The following is a 22817-nucleotide window of genomic DNA, read 5'->3' as shown; positions in this document are numbered from 1 at the left end:
GCTATACTGATCACTGTAGACAGGGACTGACAACGCGAACAGAGAACGCGGGTCGACCCATCCCGTCGCGTCGCTGCGACCATCCGATCCGGGAGCCTGGTCAAGACGGATGGGTCGACTGCTCCATGCTGCGCTACTGCTACCAGCAACGTGTGGAGCGGCAAAGCTCCGGCCGCATCGTATAGTGACCCTCAGCAGGCTCTAGAGAGGAGGGCAGCCGAAGGCCATGACCGCTGTCAAGAAGAGCGAGGAGCACATGGCGGCTGCCAGCGAAGCTGAGCAGCGATTTCACCGTCGTCTGCGTCTGTTTGGTCTGCAATGGCTCCTCTTTTACATCGTTGCCCTGACCATCGCTGACTATGTAGTACTTAGCGCTTCTCCCAGTTACTTTCATGACTGGCGGGCTGTGACCATTATCCTGCTCTCGTTACTCTTGCTCCTCGTCCAGGGTTTCCACTTTGGGCGTATGTGGCTACGGCGAGAGCGTCGCTGGCCCCCAGCGCGTCCCTATGCCCTGATCCTCTGGGCCTGCTGCTATCTCATCTGTCTGGCGCTGGCCTGCATTGACCGTGGCCTGGCCTGGGACTACTGGCTTGTCTTTGGTCTCTGCTTCTCCATCTTTGAGCTGCCTTTCCTCGCCTGGCCGCTACTCTGCTCGCTCCTGACCTTTTTGCTGCTCAGCGGGGTCTTCCACTGGCCTCTGGAGCTGAATGATCTGGGTGTGCTGGGGGGACTGCTTCTCTCGCTCAGCTCTGCGGTTATCTCGGCCCTTACCATTGCCCGCCTCTTCAGAGAGCAGGAACGCAATGCGCGCCTTTTACAGGAATTGGCCCAGGCCCATAGTGAACTGGAGGAGGCCCATCAGCGTCTGGCGCTCTCGGCGGCTCAGGAACAGGAGCTGGCCGTCCTGCGCGAGCGCACGCGCCTGGCGCGCGAAATGCATGATACTCTTGGTCATGCCCTGACCCTGGTCAGCGTCAAGCTAGAGGTACTGCGTCGCCTTGTCGGTCGGGACCCGGAGCGCTGCGAGCGGGAGATTGTCGAGACGCTGCAAGTCACGCGCGAGGCCATGAGCGGGCTACGGGCCTCCATCGCGAATCTACGCTCACCTGTGCTGCTGCAAGGCTCCCTGCGGCAAGCGATTACCTCCATTGCCCAGCGCCGGGCGGCGCGCTGCGGCTGGAGCCTGGAGCTAGACCTTCCCCCCGAGTTGGTGCATCTGCCTGGTGACCGGCAAGAGGCCCTGTTTAAAATCATTGAGACCCTGCTCAAAATCATTCAAGAGGCCCTCACCAACATCGAGAAGCATGCCCAGGCCACACAGGTCTGGCTGCGGTTGCGCACAGACGCTGGCCGGCTTCAGCTCACCATTGCCGACAACGGCGTTGGTCTGCCGCAGGAGGTGCAGGCCCAGCTCGCGGCCTTCAGCCGAGACGAGGCTCTCGTTGCCAGCGACGGCCTTGTCGCTCCGCTCACGGACGCCGGTTCGGGGCCGGGCCATTACGGCCTGATCGGCATGCTCGAGCGCGTGCACGAGCTAGGAGGCGAGCTTCGTCTCTGTCGGCCCGCCGGCGGAGGCTGTCAGCTTGACCTCAGTATCCCTCTCATCGAAGCCCCACGCGATGTCAGGCGCGACCTCTCCCGTGAAGAGCACGACGGAGAAAGATAACCAGCGCTGCTCTCTTAGAGAGGTCCGACGCAGTCTCGGACAGCCAGCCCTCTGCGGCTGTCGCCTGCGCCATCTCGCTCAGAACGCCTTGCCGCTTTCCCCCTCTGCCAAAAGAAAGAGCCGGTGTGGACCAGTCGACGGTGAGTGGGGAAGACTGGTCAGCAGCGAGGCGGAGGGAGCAGCCAGAAGATGACCCAGATGGGGGATGTTGAAAAGCGGCGGTCGCCACTTGACAGGGGCCGGTCTGTACTGTATGCTACGATTACCGTTACTGTTTACTCTGGAACACGGTCGAATCAAGCAGCATATGGCATTCAACCAGACACGGTATCCCCTGCAGGGGGAACAAGTGGGACCTCTCGGGGGGAGCGCAGGGGCGAGGAGAAGGAGGGGAGAGAACAGAAAGCAGGGAAAGCACTTGCTCCGCGCGGCCCGAGGGCCAGACGCACAGTGGCCCATCTTCTCTGCAGCTTGGCGAGCCGCGAGAGGGTACTGAAGGTAGGCGAGAGGAGATGCGGAAGGAGAGCGAGCAGAAGATGCAGGCAGCAAGTACAGTCATATCGCATGTTGCAACGTAGAAAGGGCTGGTTCTCTAGCTTGGCATGCAGATCGAGCAGAAAACCAGCCCTTTGATATCATAGTTTACCTGTTTTTCGCGCCGGAAGGAGCAGCAGTCATTGTAGTCATAGCTGGCATAGAAGGAAAGGAACCTCGGCAAAGGCGTACACCCGGTGTAACAGTCAGTAAGCGTTCTTCCCGTCCCGCCGGCGCTGGTCTGAGGCGAAGCGTCCCGCCTGCAGAACTGGCCGGCAGCCTAGCAGACAGAAGAAGAAAGGGTAACCTATGGACCTGGTGAAGCGGTTAGAGGAATATCGGGACCGAGAGCGAGCACTTGCGTGGGAAGGGACGTTCGCCCAATACTTTGAGATCGCGTGTAAGAGGCCGAAAGTCGCCCGCCTCTCGCATGAGCGCATTTACGACATGATCATGGAGGCGGGGGTCGAGACTACGCGCAACGGCGAACTGCGGTACAACTTCTTCAGCCAGGAGATTTTCGGCATCGAGAAGGCGCTGCAGCAGATCGTCGACTACTTCCATTCGGCAGCCCAGCGCCTGGAGGTGCGCAAGCGCATCCTGCTGCTGATGGGGCCGGTTGGAGGCGGCAAGTCGACCATTGTCCAGTTGCTCAAGCGGGGCCTGGAAGCCTACACGCGCACCGAGGCCGGCGCTGTCTACGCGATCAAAGGTTGCCCGATGCATGAGGAGCCTTTGCATCTCATCCCCCAGGAGCTCCGCCCCGATATTGAGAAGGAGTTTGGCCTCTACATCGAGGGCGATCTCTGTCCGCGCTGCCGTTACACGCTTGATAACGAGTATCACGGGCGTATTGAAGATGTCCCTGTCCAGCGCATCGCCTTCAGCGAGAAGTATCGCATCGGCATCGGCACGTTTACCCCATCGGACCCCAAGAGCCAGGACATCAGCGAGCTGGTTGGTGGCATCGACCTCTCGACGATCGGTGAGGTCGGTGTCGAGAGCGATCCCCGCGCCTACCGCTTCGACGGCGAATTGAACGTCGCCAATCGCGGCCTGATGGAATTCATCGAGATGCTCAAGGTCGATGAGAAGTTCCTGTATGTGCTGCTCACTCTCAGCCAGGAGCAGAACATCAAGACGGGCCGCTTCAGCATGATCTATGCTGACGAGGTGGTGGTCAGCCATACCAATGAGCATGAGTATCAGGCTTTCGTCGGCAACAAGAAGTCCGAGGCGCTGCAGGACCGCATCATTCTGGTGAAAGTGCCCTACAACCTGCGCGTCTCCGACGAGATCAAGATCTACGAGAAGCTCCTCAAGCAGAGTGCCCTGCACAACGTCCATATTGCCCCGTACACGCTGCGCATAGCCAGCATCTTTGCGGTACTGACGCGCCTGGAGCCGTCGAAGAAGGCCGGTATGAGCCTGATGAAGAAGCTGCGTCTCTACGACGGTGAGGATATCGAGGACTTCAAGCAGAAGGATGTTCGCGAGCTGCAAGAGGAGGCCCAGCGCGAGGGCATGGACGGCATTTCGCCGCGCTATGTCATTAACCGCCTCTCGAATGCTCTGGTGCGCCAGAATGTGACCTGCATCAATCCGATTGATGCACTGCGCGCTCTGCGCGATGGTCTCGATCAGCATACGAGCATCACACGTGAGGAGCGCGAGCGTTACCTCAACTTCATCAGCGAGGCGCGCAAAGAGTACGACGAGCTGGCCAAGAGGGAGGTGCAGCGCGCCTTTGTCTACTCTTATGAGGAGGCGGCGCGCACGCTGCTCAATAACTACCTGGACAACGTCGAGGCCTATTGCAACAAGACGAAGCTGCGCGATCCTATCACCGATGAGGAGATCGATCCCGATGAGCAGCTGATGCGCTCGATCGAGGAGCAGATCGGGATCACGGAGAACGCCAAGCGGGCTTTCCGTGAGGAGATCCTGATCCGCATCTCGTCGCTGGCGCGCAAAGGGCTGACCTTTGACTATACCAGCCACGAGCGCCTGAAGGAGGCCATCGAGAAGAAGCTCTTCGCCGATCTGCGCGATGTCGTCAAGATCACAACCTCGACGCGCACGCCCGATAAGGAGCAGCGGCGCAAGATCAATGAGGTAGTCGAGCGTTTGGTAGCGGAGCATGGCTACTGCTATGTCTGCGCCAATGAGATCTTGCGTTACGTCGGGAGCCTGTTGAATCGCTAAGAAACGGTCTTCCAGGGGGTGAACCAGCCGCGCCGCCAAAGTGCCCAGGTCCTGGCGTGCTCGTGGCCTGCCACACCATTCTCCGCCAGGGTGTGGAGGTGAGGAGCCGGGCCGACAGGGGGGGCAGGGCCTGGCAGCCTGCCCGTTGCCGGGCCGGTGGTTCATCCCCTGTTCTCTTTTCGCTTCCGCTTCCAGCCAGGAAGGAGTGTACGCTATGTCCGTCTCGCAGCACGATTGGTCGCTGCACCGCAAAGGGCAGATTGACCAGGAGCGCCACAAGGAGAAGATTCGCGAGGCTATTAAGAAGAATCTGCAGGAGATTGTCAGCGAAGAGAGCATAATTCTCTCCGATGGCAAGAAGACGGTCCGCGTGCCGATCCGCTCGCTGGAGGAGTACCGCTTCCGCTATGATCCCGGGCGCCAGTCTCATGCGGGTCAGGGCGATGGCAAGAGCCGCGTCGGCGATGTCATTGCTCAGGAGCCGCGTGCGGGCCGCGGCAAGAAGGGCGAGGCCGGCAAAGATCCCGGCTATGACTACTATGAGGCCGAGATCAGCATGGAGGAGTTGTCAGAACTCATCTTCGAGGATCTGGAACTCCCGAACCTGGAGCAGAAGCGCCAGCAAGAGCTACAGACCGATGCGGTCCGCTTTACCGATATCCGCAAGCATGGCCCGCTGACCAATCTCGATAAGAAGCGCACCATTCTGGAGAATATGAAGCGCAATGCCGCCAAGGGCGAGCCGCGCTTTAAGGACATCAAGAACGAGGATCTGCGCTTCAAGGTCTGGGAGCCAACCATTCGTTACGAGTCGAACGCCGTCGTGATTGCCATGATGGATGTCTCCGGCTCGATGGGTGAGTTTGAGAAGTATATCGCCCGAAGCTTCTACTTCTGGATGGTTCGCTTCCTGCGCACAAAGTATAATAACGTGCACATCGTCTTTATCAGTCACCACACCGAGGCCAAGGAGGTCACAGAAGAGGAGTTTTTCCACAAGGGCGAGAGCGGCGGCACCCAGGTTTCGTCGGCCTATGAGCTGGCGCTGCAAATCATCAAGGAGCGCTTCAATCCCCACGACTGGAATATCTACCCTTTCCATTTCTCGGATGGCGACAACCTTCCCTGGGATAATGATCGCTGCGTGCAATTGGTGCAGCAGCTCATCGAGCTGTGCAATATCTTCGGCTACGGCGAGATCCGCGAGGGCCACTATCGCTCTCCCAGTACGCTGATGTCGGCCTATAGCCGCATCACGGACAAGAAGTTTGTGGCGGTGACGATCTCGGATAAGAAGGAAGTCTATCCGGCGCTGCGCAAGTTCTTCGCACGCCGCGGCGATGCTGTGCCTGCTGGCAGATAAGTGCAACTGCAAGGGAGAGATGCCTATGGCGGATAGCGATCTGGAGCGCCTGCGTGACCGCATCGGCTATGCCTGGGAGATTGCCCGTGAGTTCGGGCTGGACCCTTTCCCGACTCATTTCGAGCTGGTCCCGGCGACCATCATGTATGAGTTCGCTTCCTACAGCCTGCCGGGCCGCTTCAGCCACTGGACTCACGGAAAGGCTTATTACCGTCAGAAGATGCTCTATGATCTGGGGCTGAGCAAGATCTATGAGATGGTGGTCAACACGAACCCGAGCTACGCCTTCCTGATGGAGATGAATGATCTGCTCCAGAATACCTTCGTGGCGGCGCATGTCTTCGGGCATACCGATTTCTTTAAGAATAATGTCTACTTCCAGCATACGTCGCGCCGTATGATCGAACGCGCCAGCCTCAATGCCGAGCGCATTGCCAAGTATGAGTTCGATCATGGCAAGCTGGAGGTCGAGCACTTTCTCGACTCCGTGCTCTCGGTTCAGGAGCATGTTGACTACCATCTCTTCTTGAAGGGCGAGGATGATGAGGAGGGAGGGGAGCAGCTCTGGCGGGGCGAGGAGTCACGCACGCGGCCCTCGACGGAGTACGACGACCTCTGGGCGCTGGATCGCGAGGCGAAGGAGCGTCGTGCCGAGGAGGAGCGCGAGCGCCGCCGGGGCCGTCCTCCGAAGTTCCCCGACAAGCCCCAGAAGGACCTTCTGCTCTTTTTGATCCGTCATTCGCCTATTCTGGAGCCGTGGCAGCGCGATGTGATCGAGATTGTGCGTCAGGAGTTCTTGTACTTTGTGCCCCAGATGCAGACGAAGGTTATGAACGAGGGCTGGGCCTCTCTATGGCATTCGCGCATCATGCGCGAGATGGCTGACCGAGGCATGATCTCCGATGCCGAGACGGTGGAGTTTGCGCGCATGCATGCCAGCGTCCTTTCGCCTTCGCGCACCTCGCTCAATCCCTACTTCCTGGGCTACAAGATTTTCGAGGATATTGAACGTCGCTGGGATCATCCAACCAGGGAGGAGCAGGAGCGCCTTGGACGCAAGCCGGGGATGGGCCGTCAGAAGATCTTTGAGGTCCGTGAGCTGGATAACGATGTCTCCTTTTTGCGCAACTATCTGACCAAGGAGCTGGTCGAGGAGCTGGATCTCTACCTGTATAAAAAGGAGGGCGATGAGTGGGTGATTGTGGAAAAGAACTGGGAGAAGGTGCGCGACGGCATCGTGACCAGCATGACCAACTTTGGCTTCCCCTATATTGTGGTCGACGACGGCGATTATCGGGGCAACCGCGAGCTGTACTTGCGTCATCTGCATGAGGGCCAGGATCTTGACCTGGTCTATGCTGAGAGGACCTTGCAGTATGTCTACCAGCTCTGGGGCCGCCCGGTGCATCTGGAGACGGTCTACGATGGCAAGCGTATTCTGCTCTCCTACGATGGGGAGCGCAGTAGTAAGACGACGCTTGAGCGCTAAACTCTGGTAGCTCGCCTTCTCCGGGCCTGCTCCAGCGGGCTGGCGCGGCAGCCGCAGGTGTTGAGGATCAGCTCAGCTCGCTGCCGCGCTCTTGTCTTTTTGGGAAACTTCGTCTATAATACTTGTTACGCGCAATAGTATCTTGTCTTACATCTCCTCCAGGCACTTGAGGGGTCTCGCATATCGTTGATAGATTCTCCTCTCCTCTCCTGGCATGGATCGGTGATTTCGTCTAAAGGAGGATTCCATGCCATTTGGCCCTCATTTGCTGATTTCTTCTGAGGCAGAGCAGTGGGTGCTGAACCGCGTTTACTATGAACCACTGCAGGACGATCGAGAGACTTTTGCCAATGCGCTGAGTCAGGTAATCGACGAGGCCCGGTGGTATGTGGTGACGGCTGCGCTGCCCTATCAGCGTGGTTTGCCCAAGGGAATCATGGTGCGCGTCGCTCTCCAAGGGGAAGAGGCCTTAACGGCGGCTCAGGTGGAGGTGCTGCAGGCCGAGGGTTTCAGCCCAGAGGCCCTGGGCTGGGTGCTGCGCTTCCCTCTCAGCTGGGAGCTGGACCCGGACTATCGCATGCTCCAGGAGGAGCTGGAGCGGCGGGTCGATCTGCGTGATCCGCGCCTTTCTCACGATGAGCATAGCAGCGTCGCGGTGCACAACATGAATGTCCTCATCGAGGCGGCGCGTGAGGCGCTCGGTCTCAACCTGGATGGCTCCTTTGAGAGCGTCAAAAAGCTGGATGATCTCCTCCTCTTGGAGGGGGTGGAGGAGGAATGGCGCTTTCGGGTCCTCTCGCCGGCGACGCTGATCGCCTGTGGAGACTATACGGCTGAGGTGGCGGTGCGCACCTTTCCTGAGCTGCACTGGAGCGACGATGTAGCGGATGAGCCTCATCCACTGGCTTTTGAGGGAAGGCTCACGCCAGAAAGTGGTAGTGGAGGGAAGATGAACCCCCGCGGTAAGGCCAGAAAGCGCTGTCTTTACGGAGCGAGCGACTCGCTCTATAGTTTGATCGCGGTCGTGATTGACTTGCTGCGCCGGAACCGCTTCTAGCTCTCTGTCTGAGCTGCCGCGCCGCGCCGGTGCTCCGGCCAGCCTTGCTGAGGTCAAGCTCTGGCAATGGCGAAACGGGGCGACCGGCGCGCGGTCTCTGCTCTGTTCCCTGCTGGTGAGAAGGCAGCTACCAGTAGCGTTCTTCCTGCCACGGGTCGCCGCGGTTGTGATAGCCGCGCATCTCCCAGAAGCCCGGTCGATCCTCAGCCATGAACTCGAGCCCGTCGAGCCACTTCGCGCTCTTATAAAAGTAGAGCTTGGGCACGACCAGGCGCACCGGGCCGCCATGCTCCGGTTCCAGGTCCTTGCCATCGTGCTTGATAGCGATCAGCACATCATCGTCGTCCAGGCTGGAGAGCGGCATATTGGTTGTATAGCCGGTCCAGGAATGGGCCATGACGTACCTGGCGCTCGGCAGTGGACGGGCACGCTTGAGAAGCTCGCGGATATGAACGCCTTCCCAGGTGTTATCGAAACGGCTCCAGGTGGTGACGCAATGGATATCGGTTGTAATGGTCACCCGTGGCAGCGCGAGGAACTCTTCCCAGGTCAATTCAAAAGGCTGTTCGACCTCGCCGGTGATCTTGAGTCGCCAGTTGGGTGGGAAGCCAGGCGTGCGCTCGTAGCTCAATACAGGCCATTTCTTGGTCAGATACTGGCCGGGCGGCAGCCGGTCTGCTCCCGTTCCTTCTTTGGCGGTGGGATTGATCGCTGTTTCGGATGCCTGTCGTTTAAACAGACTCATGCGGCTTGACTCCTTGTGCCTGGTAATCTCCAGGTGAGCAGTAGCTGGCAAAGGTCAGGTAGACAGTATATTACAACAGTCATAACAGTCTCGCCCAGGGTAAAATTCCCCTGGGGCTGACGAGGAACTCCAGAAGACTGCTGATGGGCGGGTGTTGTGCTTTGTCCAGCCAGGCACTACAATAGAGGGGCGGCTGTACAAGTGAGGGAGCCGGTCTGGCGGGGACCAGACCACGTGGGGAATGAAGCAAGATCAGGCCAGGGTTGCCGGAGAGAATGGTGGGCGAGTGCGGAGCCGCCAGCCTGAGTAGATCCCTCGCTTTCCCTGAGCCATGATCAGGCTGTAGGGCTGGACAGATCCAGGCTCAAGCGCTGGGGGAGGGAGGTCGCTACACGGATAGTGGGGGGCGCATCTGTCTATCCGTGTGAGCTTCTTTCTGTGAAGGGGGGAAGCCCACCCTTGAAGGGGTGGGAGAAGGTTATCAGTGAGCAGATCACGACGTGGATTTACCTTGCTAGAGGCAGGGGCAGGAGGGAGCGTGCGATGATTACGGTGCTTCTGGCAATCGGCGGAGCGCTGATTGTCATGGCTATATTGACGGTGGGGCGTCTGGGATTTGGCCGGCGGGAGGCGTTTGAAGCCCGCCGCTTTCTGCGCTGGTTCGGGGGGTATTTCCTCTTCAACGTCCTCTTTTGCTTTCTACTCGTCTATTTTGAGCTTCCGGCGCTGACTGGACCGTTGGGAGGCTGGCAGTGGGTGCTCTGGCCGCTGGCGATCAGTAGCCTGGCGAACCTCTTATCGCTGTTGCGTCCGATTCTCAGGGCAGGGGAGGAGAGCGCGGCGGGTACGGAGAGACGCCGGGTGACACGAGGGCAAGGGGTACGACAGGAGGAGGTGGGCAGGCAGAGTCAGGCTGTTGCGCGTGGGAACGTGGCGGCTGGCCTCTTTGGGCTGGTGGTGGTGGGGATTGTGGGGCTGGTGGTTTCGGGACTCATCGTCGTCTTCAGTACCTGGTTTGATAGCAATGCCAAAGCTCTGGCAGCCATTCCGCAGATCAAAGCGGCCAACTCGCCAACGCTGCCGCCGACTGATCCCAACCATATTGTGCTGGTCAGTCCGGGCGTAGCGGCCTACGAGGGGCAGCAAATTCTGGGGTCCACTGGCCAGAATCTCGGATCGACCTACAATCTCGATCCCAATAGCTACACCCTGCAATCCATCAACCATCACCTCTACTACGTGGCGCCTCTCAGCTACAACAACATCTTCGTCAATCTCTCCAACTCCCATACCCCTGGCTTTGTCGTGGTCGATGCTGAGAATCCCGAAGCGACGCCGCGGCTGATGACTGGGGGAGATAAGACGCTGGCCTATTTACCGGGGGCCTTGCTCAATCAGGACCTGCTGCGTCACGTTTATCTGAGCGGCTACACCTATGGGCGTCTGGTTGATCCAACGTTAGAGCTGGATGACCGCTATCATCCCTACTGGACTATCTCGCTGATGCAGCCTTCGCGAGGCTACACCGGCGACGTGCTGAGCGAGGTCCTGCTGGTTGATGCCCATACAGGCCAGATCACGCGCTATCGTCCCCAGGAGGTCCCGAGCTGGGTGGATCGCGTCATGCCGGCGGCCACTGTCACGCAGTACCTGCAGTGGTGGGGACTCTACCATGCCGCTCCCTGGTTCAATCCTTCGGGCGCCAATCAGCAGGTGCCGGCGAGCGAACCCCAGCTGCTTTATAACAGTGTCGATCAGCCGGTCTGGCTGGTGCCCATGACCTCCTCGTCGCTCAATGACAATTCCAGTACGGGTATCGTTCTTTTTGATACCCATACCAATCGCGGAACGTTCTACCCGCTGACGGGGATTGGCATCGGGAGCAATGTCGAGAATACCATTCAGTCGACGCGGGCTAATCTGCGCAGCTACGATGTTGATAGCGTGCAGCTCTATCAGCTCTATGGAGAACCGACCTGGGTCGCTATCTTTGTCCAACATGTCAGCAGCGGCAGCATCTTTCAGGCGGTGGGCATTGTGGACGCGCGTAACCTCAACGGGAGCAATGTCCAGTACGATACGACGCTGAGCGGCGCCTTGCAGGCTTATCAGCAGTGGCTGACGCAGCAGGCGTCAGCCGCCAACCGTCCCACCAGCGGCACCGTCAAGACCGTGCTGGGCAAGGTGGTGCGCATCGCTTCCGTACAGGAAGGGTCGAATACGGTCTTTTACCTGCAGCTTGCTGGCCAGCCGTACATCTTTACGGCCAATCTCTCGCTCTCGCCGAAATTGCCGCTGGTGCAGCCTGGGGATGTCGTCAAAGGTGACTACTATGATAGCGGTGGGCAGGTGATGGTCTTTAAGACCTTCGACGATTTGAGCATTCAGCTCGCTGGACCAACGGCGACCCCATCTCCGACGGCTTCTCCGCTGGTGACTCCAACGCCGCCCCCTGCGAGCAAGGGCACCCCTTCCGCTGGTCACTAGCCACGCGCCTGGATGGGGGAGAGCGGCAGGGCAGGCAGCTGGAGTGACAGTAGTCCTAAAAGAAGGAGGGTTGGGATGCCTCATTATTTTACGCGCGAGGAGGCCGAGGCTCTACTACCGGTCATCTCACCGATCCTGCGCCATATTCAGGAGCAGCGGCGTCGGCTCAGGGAAGGGGAGGAGCGTGCTCATGCGATTCGGCTGCGCATCATGAAGAACGGCCACGATGTTAATGAGACCATGATGGAGATTCAGCGGGCGCAGGTGCTCCATCTACGGCGGCTTCAGGAGGCACTGGCGGAGCTCAACGAGTTGGGATGTGAGTTGAAAGATCCCGATATGGGCCTCGTTGACTTTTTGAGCCTGCGCGAGGGGCGGGAAGTCTATCTGTGCTGGCATCTAGGGGAAGAGCGGATCAAGTACTGGCATCCACTTGATGCGGGCTTTCAGGGACGACGCCCGCTGGATGAGAAGTAGAGTGGAGGGGGAACGGGGGGTGAATCGGGCTGCTGAGCCGATGTGAGCCGGAGCGAACGAGGGAGGAAGGCTGATGACTGTCGGAGAGGCCCTGGAGTGGGGGCGGCGTCTTCTCCAGGAGGCCGGCCAGCCTGCTCAGGAAGCTGGACGCGATGTGCAGGTGCTGCTTGGCCATGTCCTGGCTGTCGAGCGCGCGGCCCTCTATGCTCATCCTGAACGGGAGCTGACAGCGACAGAGTGGCAGCGCCTGGCGGCCTTACTGGAGCGGCGCCAGCGGGGTGAGCCAGTCGCCTATTTGCTCGGCCACAAGGAGTTTTTCGGGCTTGACCTGCTGGTCGATCGGCGCGTCCTCATCCCGCGTCCTGAGACGGAGCTCCTGGTGGAGGAGGTTCTTGCTGAAGCGCGGAAGCGGTTGAGGCGGGAAGAGGTGCCGATCGTGGCTGATATTGGCACTGGCTCTGGTGCGATCGTCGTGGCGCTGGCGGTGAGTGAGCCGCGTTTGCCCTACCTGTATGCCTGCGACAGCTCGGCGGCGGCGCTGGAGGTTGCGCAGCTCAACTGTCAGCGGCATGGAGTCGGTCAGCGCGTGCGCCTGCTGCTGGGCGATTTGGCGGAGCCGCTGCCCGAGCCAGTCGATTTGTTGGTGGCCAACCTTCCCTATGTTGGCACTGAGGAGCGAGAGCTGCTTGCCCCAGATGTGCGTGACTTTGAGCCAGCGGAGGCGCTCTTTGCCGGCCCCCAGGGTTTAGCGCTGCTGGAGCGCCTGCTCCGGCAACTCCATGAGCGTCCTGTGCTCAAAGAGCGGGCGATGGTCTTTCTCGAGATCGGCTATCGGCAGCGTGAGGCGCTAGAGGGGCTCGCTCGCCGGCTCTGGCCAGGGCTGCGACTGACCTGCCGACGCGATTATGCGGGTCAGGAGCGCTTCCTCATTCTGGCCTTCTGAGGCGTCTTCTCTCTGCAGGCTGGCTGACCAAAGGGCAACTCTTCCGCGCGGAAGACTACGCTGAACGTCGTGAGAACATAGGAGCAAGATCTCCTCTCCTCTCTTTCTAGACTAGTATAAATCGGTGAACTCATTGCGTTCCTTTTATGGAAATCCGTATAATTCGACTACCGTTAGACTCCTGGGTGGCCGCCACCACGCTGGAAGTGGTCAAGCTGGCTGGCCAGGGTGACGGTGAGGCGCATGAAGAACACGGTGAGGAGCAGCGACAGGCTCCTCACAGGAGACGGTACATGGTCCAGGCCAGTGACTTGCAGTTGACTATGGCGGCGCTCTTGCCTGTGGCTTCCTGGCTTCCTCCGCTGGCGCTGCCGTTGCTCGGAGGCATTGCGGCTTTTGTTCTGACTTATCTGCTGACCTTTGCTGTGCGCTCTCTCTGCCTGCACATGGGATGGCTCGATTATCCTTCTGAACGCCGAGTCCATATGGTTCCTGTCCCTCGTTTGGGGGGCGTGGCTATTTTCCTTTCATTTGCTATCGCCTCGCTGCTTTTCTATACACCAGCTCATAATATTCCTACTTCCCTCTATGTCGAGAGTACTGTTTATTGGCTATTTCTATTGGCCTCGCTGCTGTTGGTAGTGGTACATCTCATCGATGATTTGATTGGCTTGAAACCTTTGATCAAGCTGGTGGCGCAGACGGTGGCGGCGGCGATCCTCCTGGCTCCCTGGGAGGGTCGCTTTCACGGGATCTTTCTTTTCTCCTTCAATAATCCTTTTGCTCCCGGTCTGGTCTATCTGGGAGTGCACGATAACGCGATCACGCTGGCGGCGATTCCGGCCCTCTGCTTTACCTGGTTCTGGATGGTGGGCATGATGAATACGGTGAACCTGATCGATGGGGTCGATGGGCTGGCGGCGGGTGTGGTAGGGATCACCGCTCTCTTTACGGCTTTGATTAGCTGGGTCTTCCATCAGGAGAGCATCGCGGTGTTGGCGGCGATCTTCACCGGGGCTGTGCTGGGCTTTCTGCCGCATAACTGGAATCCGGCGCGCATCTTCATGGGCGATACAGGGGCGATGTTCCTGGGCCTGGGGCTGGCGGTGATGTCGACGATCGGCGGAGCCAAGCTAGCCCTGGCTTTGATGCTGCTCGGGGTGCCGATCCTCGATGTGGCCGTGGTGGCGATCAATCGCATTCGACACGGTCAGCGTCCCTGGCACTATGATAAGACCCATCTGCATCATCGGCTGATGGCCGCCGGATTGACGGTGAAGCAGATCTGTTATCTGTTCTATGGTGTGACCCTGGCCTTTGGAGTGTTGGCCGCTGGCCTCTCGATTTTGTCGCTTGATATTGCCAATCGGCAAAATGCCCATCTCTTTAAGTTTATCAGTATTCTGCTAGTCGTGGTGATTATGGTCGCCCTGATCGTCTGGATCGATTATCGCCAGCGTCAGCGCGGGGGACGCCTCCAGCTCGGTGATCCTTCTCCTTCTCCTGCTGGCAATTCCGATGGCGCTGTTGTCTCGGCAACGATTCAGGAGCAGGAGACGCTACTGTCCACGGAAGACCTGGCCCCGACCCCGGCTCCTGCCCCTCAAACGAATCAGACCAGCGGCAATGGCTGGCCAGAGCCAACCTCAGACAGCGAGGGGGCCACTCGCCTGGAGCCAGGTGAATGGCGACTGCAAACCGGTATAGATCAGCTATATTAGTGGCCTTGAGCCAGCTTGGCTGGCTCAAGGCCATTGCCCGTAAAAGGGAACCGGTGACTTCTCCAAAGGAGACCTCTTGACCCTGCCTGCCAGGCAGCTGACGGGGCGATCAGCGTTCCCTGTTCTCCTGCCGACGGCCATCCTCGGGGTGCCCTTGTTGCTCAGCGTGATCCTGATTACTCCCTTGCTCTTCATGCCAGCGTTGCCAGCGCAGCTTCGGCACAGTGTCGGCCTTCTCTCGTTGACTCCTGAGACGAGCATCATGGGTGGAGGGCTGGCGGTGAGCCTGGTCGCTGGTATTGCTATGGTTGCCTCCTGGTTGGGTAGCAAACGCTTGGCCCATGTGCTGGTTCAGGAGTGAGAACAGAGAGAGAAACCCGGCCTGAGCTGGAACAGCCCTCTTTTATGGCTGTGGATGCTGAAAAAGCTTCCAGTTATCCACGCTATTGCCTGGGCTATTGGAAGACTGCAGCGCGTAGACGTTTATTCTTTAAGAGAAGTCAAGCAGTATTGCTCTGCTCAGAGCGCGTGCTTTGAAAGAGCAGAAAGACTGTGTTTCGTACCACCTTTGTGCGGCAGCTGGACTGGTAAGAGCAGGTCATGATCCTGGAGGCTGTGATCCCGGTGCTCAGTGTGGGGCTACTGGTGACTCTCTTCCAGCTTGTTAGAGAGATCCAGCTGAGCGTGAAGACCTGGCGGGCGCGTCGTCAGCGGCAGCAGGCGCGGCAAGTGGCAGCTACCGGACTGGTTGAAGCTAAGGCCTTGCGCAAGCGCTGGGGGTTGGCTGTCCTGACTGCTCTTGTCATCGCTTTCGTTCCTGTGACTCGAGTTTCTGCTGATTCTGCTCCCCAGCCTGATCAGACGGTACAGACAACACATGGAGTTGTGAAAAAATATAGTTTAGCGAAGTTGAGGAAGACGCCAGGGATTGCCTTTGTAACTGCTAAGACCCTTCAGCAGAAGGCTAGCTCTGTGGCAGCTCGGGCGGTTGCTCCAGACGCTACGGCCTCGTCGGGGAACTATCTACTCATAGTCACCGCTTCACTCGTCTGGGTGTACTGGGATAACAGTTTCCTATGCGGTTATGGGCTTGGTGGAGCTGAAGCCAGTCCCTGGACAGCCACGGTGGACGAACAGGGAGATCTTTATGTAAACGGAAATTGGAAAGACGGTACTGCGACCACGGACTGGACTGCTACCTCGGGCGAAACAGGGTGCTGGAGCTTTGCCTCTAACACGCTATGGGAATGGTATGTTTCTGGGGCTGCACAATTCTGGTGGGGTCCGACTCTATGGACGGAAGCGGATGTCTGGGCATGGCAACCGTAGCCTTGAGGCTCTACTAACGCTCTCCTAGACTAGGAGAGGATAAGTGGTAGGAGAGAAAGTATATAATACGAGGGCTTTGCTCTTCTGTTAATGTGCAGGTGGTGCAGTCAAGAAAGGAAAGCCTCATGTCGCATCCGCCGATTTGGATTCAATCGCTCCTGTTGCTCTCGGCACGCCCCTCGCCGATAATCTCCCAGCTTGCCCGGCAAAGGATGAGGGAGGCGGGTGTACTGGAAGTCGAGAAAGTGACGGGAGCCATCAGCGAGGAAGATCCTGTCACTGGTTTCGAAGTAATCTCCATCTTTCGGCAGAGCACCGTAACAGGACCCCGCAATACACGCTCTGAAGCCTTTTGGCCTTTGACCATCCAGCCACGGGCCTCCTTTCTGGAAGTGCTGGGGAATGGCTTGGTGACGGCCTTTTTCCCCTACCAGGTGCATGCTGTGCTTCATGCGATTATCTGTGGAGAGGGGCTGGGAGAATTCTCCTGGTCGCTTGACGGGCCTCTTGGAGAGGGGAGGCAGCCGGCCCGCCTGATCACGTCGCATCCGCGCCGCCTAGAGTGGAAGGAGCTGACGTATCATCCATCCTCTCGGACTCCAAGCTCGCTCAGGATGAGTATCATCAGGGAAGCCGTGACGTTTGTTGCTCCTGCGTCAGGTCTCTATCTGATCACAGCTTACCTCAAAGAACAAGAAGCATCCTATCTGCCCCTGCTGATTCTCCACGAGACAGAGATGTGGCCTGGCCTTGCTGGCGAGGCTGAAGAAAGCAAGGGGTAGGTCGGGCCGGCGATTGGTGTCATAAGACCAGAGCGTATCTCAACGAAACTGTCGTCGTTTCCCTGATAGCGTCTGAGTGAGCATAGCTTGTGAAGCTGTGATAGGCACTATTGTGGCGATGGGCTGCAGGACGCTGCAACAGCTTGCTCGTTGCTTTAGAACTCAGGCGAGCTGTATAGACCCTGTCTGGAGGCAAAGTGAAACGTGCTGCCTACAGTGTTTGCTCTTGTATGCCTGCTGGTATTAATGGTCAGCGATGTGGTCCTCTGGCTACGAGTGTGGCGTTTGCCTCCTGGTCCAGAACGTGTAGGGCAACTGATTGGAGCGATAGGTGTATTCGTCGCTCTATTGGCAACTGGCTTTTTTCTTTTCTTGACGCTCAAAGGAGGTTTCTGAGATGCTCTGTCCAGAGCAGGTCATGATCCTGGAGGCTGCGATCCCGGTGCTCAGTGTGGGGCTACTGGTGACTCTCTTCCAGCTTGTTAGAGAGATCCAGCTGAGCGTGAAGACCTGGCGGGCGCGTCATCAGCGGCAGCAGGCGCTGCAGGAAGCACTAGAGGTGCTGCGAGCGGCTGCAAGCCGTCTGCTGGAGGCCGAGAGCTGTAGCAGCGGGGCTACCGAGTATTGGACCAGCCTCGAGGAGCCGCAGATCCTGACGGTCTAAGCAGGACACTGGACTGACCGGCCAGAGCAGCAGGAGGGGCAGCCTGCAGAGACTGCTCCCTCTGCTGCTCTTAAAGGTTCAGTGGACCTGGCCGCTCAAGGACAAGCACTCCCGGCCAGAGCCTCCAAAGTCGCTAGAAGGAGATGCTGCGCCTCAAGCATTCCGTGCTGTTCGCCAAGCGTAAGACTGTCTCTAGATTCTCTCGCTCAACGAGCGCTAGAGGGCTGCCCGCAGCGAGCTGCTGCCGGCTCAGAGCGGCATAGGAGTCAACTAAATCGCGCTCGGCGGCGCTCTGCTCGGGCTGATCAAGCCGAAGAGAGGCCCTGACTCCGGGTCCGGGTGCAGGCTATAACGGGCAGTCCGACATTCCAGCAGGCCGCTGTCACAGAGGAGATCGAGCGCCGTAGTGAAGGTCGTCGCCTCACACTGACAAACTGCAGCGGCAGCCTCCTCGCTAAAGCTGTCAGGTTGGAGGGAGAAAACTGCCAGGGAATGGAGAAGCGCCAGGGCAGCGGAAGGCAAACAAGCAAGACTGCGCTGCAGGCTCTCCTTGAGCAGGCCGGCATGGCTGCCACTCGCTGGCAAGCAGAGCGAGAACCAGCGAGCTGGCCGCTCAAGAAGATGACGAAAAGCCGCTACAATACGGCGCGGTTGCTCGTACAGCGACTCCTCATCATAGAGGTGGCTGCCCAGGAGTAACAAGGCCAGAGGCAAGCCACCAACAGCTTCGACTAAGCGCATGACCAGGGCTGGCTCCTGTCCCAGCGCTGGCCCCCTGCGCTTCATGGCTATCGCCTCCGACCTCCCTGTCGCGGTCAGATAGCAGAAAATTGGAGAGGGCAGGGATCTGCTCTCTGCAGGGGATTATAAAGCATGAACTTCTATATTTCAACTTCGCTATCTCGATGTCATTCCATCAGGAAGGAGCAACAGCTTCCAGAGAAGATATGGTATCCTCTTAGAAAGAGCTACCCGCGTCGCGCTTGGAAAAAGCGAGAGTGAAACGTTTAATCAAAGAGAGAGTCCTGGCTAAGGATTGCAATCAGGAGTAGCCGGCGGGAAAGAGCTGAAAACACACAACGCTCACGGGAAAGCCAGGTCTGTTCGAGATGGCAGCGACGCCTGAGACGTAAGGACACGTTCCCCCGCTTTTACTACCAGGCAGAGCTAGGGCCTGCTCTGGCCCCATTACATGAAGGAGGGAAACAGGCAGGATGCAACACACACCGCTGCTCGAAGCACGCCAGCTCAGCCGGCGCTTTGGTACTTTTACTGCCGTCGATCGCATCTCATTCGCGGTACCAGCAGGTCAGATTGTGGGCCTCCTTGGCCCCAACGGAGCAGGCAAAACTACCTTACTCTCAATGCTCGTCGGTTTGCTACCACCGACGAGCGGCTCCATTCTTCTCGATGGCGAAGAGCTTCAGCGCGTGCCATCGCGCAAGAAAGCCTTCTTTGGCTTTGTTCCTGACTCCCAGGATGTCGTCGATCACCTCACTGGCCTCGAGTATCTCCAATTCCTCCGTCGCATTTATGGCCTCTCTGAAGAACAGTGGAATCTGGCTGGGGAGTATCTGGCCCTCCTGCGGCTTGAAGAGAAGGCTCACCATCTTCTGGAGACCTATTCGCACGGTCAGCGCAAGAAGCTACAGATCATTGCAGCCCTGCTGCATCAGCCGCGCCTGCTGCTGCTCGATGAGCCGCTCTCGGGACTTGATCCCGAGATGACCATTCTGGTCAAGCGTCTATTGCGCCGGCTACGGGAGCGCGGGGTAGGCGTGCTGATCTCCACGCACGACCTGCTCATGGCTCAGGACCTCTGCGATGAGGTGATCCTGCTCCATCAGGGCCAGGTGGTGGCCCAGGGGGCCCAGCGGGCCTTACTGGAGCGCTATGGTGTTGCCAACCTGGAAGAGGCCTTTCTGCAGGCCCTTGGGCTGGCCCAGCAGGAGAAGGAGCTTGATCGTGTTCTGGCACGTTTCTAGATTGGTGATCACAACCTGGCGCCATCGCCTGGCTCAGCTACTGCGCCGCCTCCCAGGGCTGTGGCTGCTTCTCCCACTCTTGCTACTAGTGCTACCTCTGACCGGCCTCCTGATGTATGGTTTCTTCCGCGAGCTTGGCGAGAGCTTGCTGACAAAAGGTGCCCTGGGAGAACTGCTACGGCCACTGGTAACGCTGAGTCTCTGCAATTTCTACCTCATCTTCTCATTTATCATTCTTACTCTGATTATCATGCTCTCGCCCGATGATACGCGGCTGAGGCGCATGATGCTGCCACTTCCGCTTTCGGCGCTGCAGCTGCGAATTGGCTTGTTGCTACCGGGCTTGCTGACACTATTGGTTGTCCAGGGCTTGCTTTGGGGGCCAGCCTTGTTAGCATTGATGACCCTGGGCGTGATTACCCCCTTCCAGCTGGTGCTGGCGCTGGTGCTGGCCCTTCTCTGCTACAATCTCCTGACCTTGGCTTTTCATCAGGCGATGCTCTATGGAGCGCTGCGCCTCTTCGGGGGAGAGCATCAAGGAGTACGATTCAGCGTACTGGGTCTGAGCCTGGCCCTGGGACTGGTCCTACTGGAAGCGCCCATCTTCACGCTCCTGCCGGGGCTGTCGACTGCCCTGCCGCTCTGGACGCTGCTCTGGCCGGCCCGCTGGATGGCGCTCGTTCTGGAGCCGCATCCGGAGGCCATCCTCAGTGGGGTCGTACTCCTGCTGGCTGCGACACTGCTGGCTGGGCTACTCTATGCCCTGCTTCTGGAAGGCTGCGAACGTCTGGTCAGTGGCACACGTGGTCAGTGGGCGCCCTTGCGTCGGCTGCCCTTCGCGCCACCGCTCTGGTGGACAGCCTGCCTCTACGAGCTGAAGAGTCTCTGTCGCTCTCCCTACCTGGTCATCGACGGAGTGATGATCTTTGGAGTGTGGCTGGCTGCACTGGTGGGCCTGCTCCTGACACGTACGGCCAATCCCCTCTTCCACCTGACGCTAGCGCAGGCGGTCCCCCCCTTGTTCTTACCGCTGCTGGCCGGCTTCGGACAGTCCTCATGGGGGCGCGACCGTCGAGCCTACCGCCTGCTGGCGGCGACCCCGCTTGAGCTGCGTCTCTTGCTCTCTGCCAAGTTCTGGACCTGCCTGGGGCTGACGCTGCTGCTCTGGGCACTGGCAACCCTGGTGTTGCTGCTGGTGGCCGGCCTGCCTGCTCTGCTGCTGCTCTGGCTGCCGCCTGCTCTCATCTTGACGCCACTCTGCTTCCTCATGGGCATTCTGCTACCTTACTCTCCCGATGATCCGCTAAGCATGCTGACGCTGGGCTTAGCGCTTTTTCTCGTTGATCTGCCTCTCTCGATCCTCTACCTCTCCATACAGAGGGTGCTGCCGGCCTCGCCTGGCGGCAGCTGGGTACAGATGCTGATCGAAGTCGCTATTGCCCTGGTGCTGGTGCTGGCCCTCTACAGAGGCAGCCTCTGGCTGGGAACCACCCACCTGGAGCACGAGCGTGATTGAAGAAGCAAGCCATCAGAACAGACTGGCTCTGGAAGAGAAGAACAGGGGAATTTCTTATAGCTCTTTGATGGATAAGCGGATTGATTCGCTTACCGGCGCAAGGAAGAAGGAGAGGAGTGATCCTTATGAAGCTGGTCAGGCGCCTGTTTGAATGTCTGATGTTTGGGATTTTCGCGGCTCTGTTGCTGCTGCTTCTGGGAGTAGCGGGATTGGTAGCCTATGGGATGCTGACGGGGCAGTCGCTGCATCTGGCGCTCTTCTCGCTGCCACTCGCCGAGCTAGAGGGGGGCTCAGCCTTTAGCATAGCGCTAGATCTCAAGAACATGGCGCTCATTGGAGGCATTCTAGCCCTGCTCTGTACCGTCCCGGCCTGGTTCCTGGGTCTGGGGAGGAGCGGCACCAGCAGCGGCACCGGCTCAGGCATCTAGCTGCGCCTCCCTCGTGGTAGTGCACTGTCCTGCTCCGGGCTGCAGTACAGTCAACCTGTGCTGCAGCTCGCTACTCTCCGGATGCTGAACTCCTGCAAGCGCAGGCGGAACCGAGCTGGCTCTTGCTCCCGCAGCATGCCATTGCATCATCCTGACGCGGTAGTATACAATCTGTCACAGAATGAGGCAGTGACTTCTGTGTGCCTCTTTCGGCCTCTGAGGCCAGTAGCGGCGCCATGACGAAGGCCGTCATCTATGGCGATCAACGACTGGTCCAGGTAGCAGGACCCTCTTCAAAGAAGAAAGGGAGGAAGCACCATGAGCGAGAGCCATCCCCCTATCAAGGAATTTCGCCTTGAGCTGAGCGATCTCACCTACACTGGCCATGACCTTGTCCGCCCCGAGTCGATCATCGCGCAGCCGGACGGCACCCTCTGGACCTCAGACGGTCGCGGCGGTGTCATGCGCATTGCCCCCGATGGCAGCCAGCAATTCCTCGGCGGCCTGGGAGGCGAACCCAATGGTCTGGCGCTGGCGCGCGATGGCTCGCTCTACATCGCCAATATTGGCAATGGGCGTATTCAGCGCCTCTATCCCGATGGCCATAGCGAGGACGTGCTGACCGAGATCGATGGCGTCCCCACCACCTGCGCCAACTATGTCTTTATCGACAGCAAAGATCGCCTCTGGCTGGCCTTCTCAACGCGGGAACAGCAGTGGTGGCCCGCCGCCGCCCAGCCACGTCCCGATGGCTACATTGTCCTGCTCGACGAGAAGGGTCCCCGCATCGTCTACGATGGCATCTATTTCACCAACGAGATCCGTCTGGATGCCAAAGAGGAATTTCTCTATGTAGCCGAGACCATGAAAAACCGCATCCTGCGTTTTCGTGTCCAGCCTGATGGCAGCCTGAGCGATAAAGAGGTTTTTGGCCCCGATGGTCTTGGCCTGGGGGCCGTCGTCGATGGCTTTGCCTTTGATGCCGAAGGTAATGTCTGGGTGACGACCCCGCTGCGCAACGGCCTCGGCATTATCACCACCGACGGTGACTATCATGTCGTCTTCGAAGAGGCCAACGAGGAGGTCCTGGCTACTTTCGAAGAGAAGATCGCCAGCGGTACCGCCACCCCTGCCGATATGGCCGCCTGCGCCGGGCAGACGCTCCAATCGCTGACCAGCATCACCTTTGGAGGGCCTGACCTGCGAACCGTCTACATTGGCTCGCTGGTGATGTCGCGCCTGCCCACCTTCCGCTCGCCCGTGCCTGGACTGCCAATGCGCCATTGGGCCAGCTAGCGGCCACCAAGAGGGTGCTGGAGCAGGAAGACAACGGGCAGGGCTGCTGCCGCCCCCGGCGGGGGAAAGCTACCGTTGAGCGGTTGCCAGCCAGCCGGAGGGTGCTGCGTGGCAGAGAAGCAAGGAG

Annotated in this window: 20 protein-coding genes; 18 read left to right on the top strand and 2 right to left on the bottom strand. The window is 58.9% G+C overall.

Annotation, left to right across the window (positions count from 1 at the left end; translation table 11 throughout):
• Positions 1–226: 226 nt before the first annotated feature.
• The 5 genes from N688_RS14880 (at position 227) to N688_RS14860 (ending at position 8317) form a co-directional block, all read left to right on the top strand.
• On the top strand, positions 227–1669 hold the full coding sequence (locus N688_RS14880) for a sensor histidine kinase (RefSeq protein ID WP_052890015.1): 1443 nt from the start codon (positions 227–229) through the stop codon (positions 1667–1669).
• Between the two features lie 843 nt (positions 1670–2512).
• Complete coding sequence (locus N688_RS14875; RefSeq protein ID WP_052890014.1) at positions 2513–4408, top strand: PrkA family serine protein kinase; 1896 nt, start codon at positions 2513–2515, stop codon at positions 4406–4408.
• Between the two features lie 214 nt (positions 4409–4622).
• Positions 4623–5771, top strand: coding sequence for a sporulation protein YhbH (gene yhbH / locus N688_RS14870; protein ID WP_052890013.1), 1149 nt, complete (start codon positions 4623–4625; stop codon positions 5769–5771).
• A 25-nt stretch (positions 5772–5796) separates the two neighbouring features.
• Positions 5797–7260 carry a SpoVR family protein gene (locus tag N688_RS14865; RefSeq protein WP_052890012.1) on the top strand — a complete coding sequence of 488 codons (1464 nt, stop codon included), beginning with the start codon at positions 5797–5799 and terminating at the stop codon, positions 7258–7260.
• 247 nt (positions 7261–7507) lie between these two features.
• Entirely contained in the window at positions 7508–8317 is an 810-nt protein-coding gene (locus N688_RS14860; RefSeq protein ID WP_052890011.1) for a hypothetical protein, read from the top strand.
• A gap of 127 nt (positions 8318–8444) precedes the next feature.
• On the opposite strand, the gene N688_RS14855 is transcribed toward N688_RS14860, so the two are convergent.
• Entirely contained in the window at positions 8445–9062 is a 618-nt protein-coding gene (locus N688_RS14855) for a sulfite oxidase-like oxidoreductase (protein ID WP_081838885.1), read from the bottom strand.
• A 543-nt stretch (positions 9063–9605) separates the two neighbouring features.
• Between N688_RS14855 and N688_RS14850 the strand changes: the two genes are divergently transcribed.
• The 8 genes from N688_RS14850 to N688_RS14815 all read left to right on the top strand — a co-directional run bounded on the left by N688_RS14850 (position 9606) and on the right by N688_RS14815 (position 17465).
• Positions 9606–11549, top strand: coding sequence for a hypothetical protein (locus N688_RS14850; RefSeq protein WP_052890010.1), 1944 nt, complete (start codon positions 9606–9608; stop codon positions 11547–11549).
• 75 nt (positions 11550–11624) lie between these two features.
• On the top strand, positions 11625–12026 hold the full coding sequence (locus N688_RS14845; RefSeq protein WP_052890009.1) for a DUF2203 domain-containing protein: 402 nt from the start codon (positions 11625–11627) through the stop codon (positions 12024–12026).
• A 73-nt stretch (positions 12027–12099) separates the two neighbouring features.
• A complete protein-coding gene (gene prmC / locus N688_RS14840) occupies positions 12100–12969 on the top strand; it encodes a peptide chain release factor N(5)-glutamine methyltransferase (protein WP_052890008.1) in 870 nt (289 codons plus the stop codon).
• A 293-nt stretch (positions 12970–13262) separates the two neighbouring features.
• Entirely contained in the window at positions 13263–14690 is a 1428-nt protein-coding gene (locus N688_RS14835) for an MraY family glycosyltransferase (protein ID WP_052890007.1), read from the top strand.
• Positions 14691–14766: 76 nt separating this feature from the next.
• Positions 14767–15051: a hypothetical protein gene (locus tag N688_RS14830; protein ID WP_052890006.1), complete on the top strand. Its 285-nt coding sequence runs from the start codon at positions 14767–14769 to the stop codon at positions 15049–15051.
• A 239-nt stretch (positions 15052–15290) separates the two neighbouring features.
• Positions 15291–16019, top strand: a complete 729-nt coding sequence (locus tag N688_RS14825) for a hypothetical protein (RefSeq protein WP_052890005.1) — start codon at positions 15291–15293, stop codon at positions 16017–16019.
• 125 nt (positions 16020–16144) lie between these two features.
• Positions 16145–16801 carry a hypothetical protein gene (locus tag N688_RS14820; RefSeq protein ID WP_052890004.1) on the top strand — a complete coding sequence of 219 codons (657 nt, stop codon included), beginning with the start codon at positions 16145–16147 and terminating at the stop codon, positions 16799–16801.
• 397 nt (positions 16802–17198) lie between these two features.
• A complete protein-coding gene (locus N688_RS14815) occupies positions 17199–17465 on the top strand; it encodes a hypothetical protein (protein ID WP_052890003.1) in 267 nt (88 codons plus the stop codon).
• 270 nt (positions 17466–17735) lie between these two features.
• On the opposite strand, the gene N688_RS14810 is transcribed toward N688_RS14815, so the two are convergent.
• Positions 17736–18206 carry a hypothetical protein gene (locus tag N688_RS14810; RefSeq protein WP_156025434.1) on the bottom strand — a complete coding sequence of 157 codons (471 nt, stop codon included), beginning with the start codon at positions 18204–18206 and terminating at the stop codon, positions 17736–17738.
• A gap of 473 nt (positions 18207–18679) precedes the next feature.
• Between N688_RS14810 and N688_RS14805 the strand changes: the two genes are divergently transcribed.
• The 5 genes from N688_RS14805 (at position 18680) to N688_RS14790 (ending at position 22690) form a co-directional block, all read left to right on the top strand.
• On the top strand, positions 18680–19450 hold the full coding sequence (locus tag N688_RS14805; protein WP_052890001.1) for an ABC transporter ATP-binding protein: 771 nt from the start codon (positions 18680–18682) through the stop codon (positions 19448–19450).
• Complete coding sequence (locus N688_RS14800) at positions 19431–20966, top strand: hypothetical protein (RefSeq protein ID WP_156025433.1); 1536 nt, start codon at positions 19431–19433, stop codon at positions 20964–20966. Before N688_RS14805 ends, N688_RS14800 begins: the two co-directional genes overlap by 20 nt.
• Positions 20959–21117: a hypothetical protein gene (locus tag N688_RS23620; RefSeq protein ID WP_238321087.1), complete on the top strand. Its 159-nt coding sequence runs from the start codon at positions 20959–20961 to the stop codon at positions 21115–21117. The genes N688_RS14800 and N688_RS23620 overlap by 8 nt, the downstream gene beginning before the upstream one ends.
• On the top strand, positions 21092–21394 hold the full coding sequence (locus N688_RS14795; protein ID WP_052889999.1) for a hypothetical protein: 303 nt from the start codon (positions 21092–21094) through the stop codon (positions 21392–21394). Before N688_RS23620 ends, N688_RS14795 begins: the two co-directional genes overlap by 26 nt.
• A gap of 318 nt (positions 21395–21712) precedes the next feature.
• Entirely contained in the window at positions 21713–22690 is a 978-nt protein-coding gene (locus tag N688_RS14790) for an SMP-30/gluconolactonase/LRE family protein (protein ID WP_052889998.1), read from the top strand.
• Positions 22691–22817: the final 127 nt, after the last annotated feature.

It is taken from the genome of Thermogemmatispora carboxidivorans, assembly GCF_000702505.1.
Lineage (GTDB): Bacteria > Chloroflexota > Ktedonobacteria > Ktedonobacterales > Ktedonobacteraceae > Thermogemmatispora > Thermogemmatispora carboxidivorans.
Note: the sequence above shows the minus strand (reverse complement) of the source record. Positions and strands in the feature narration are given on the sequence as shown.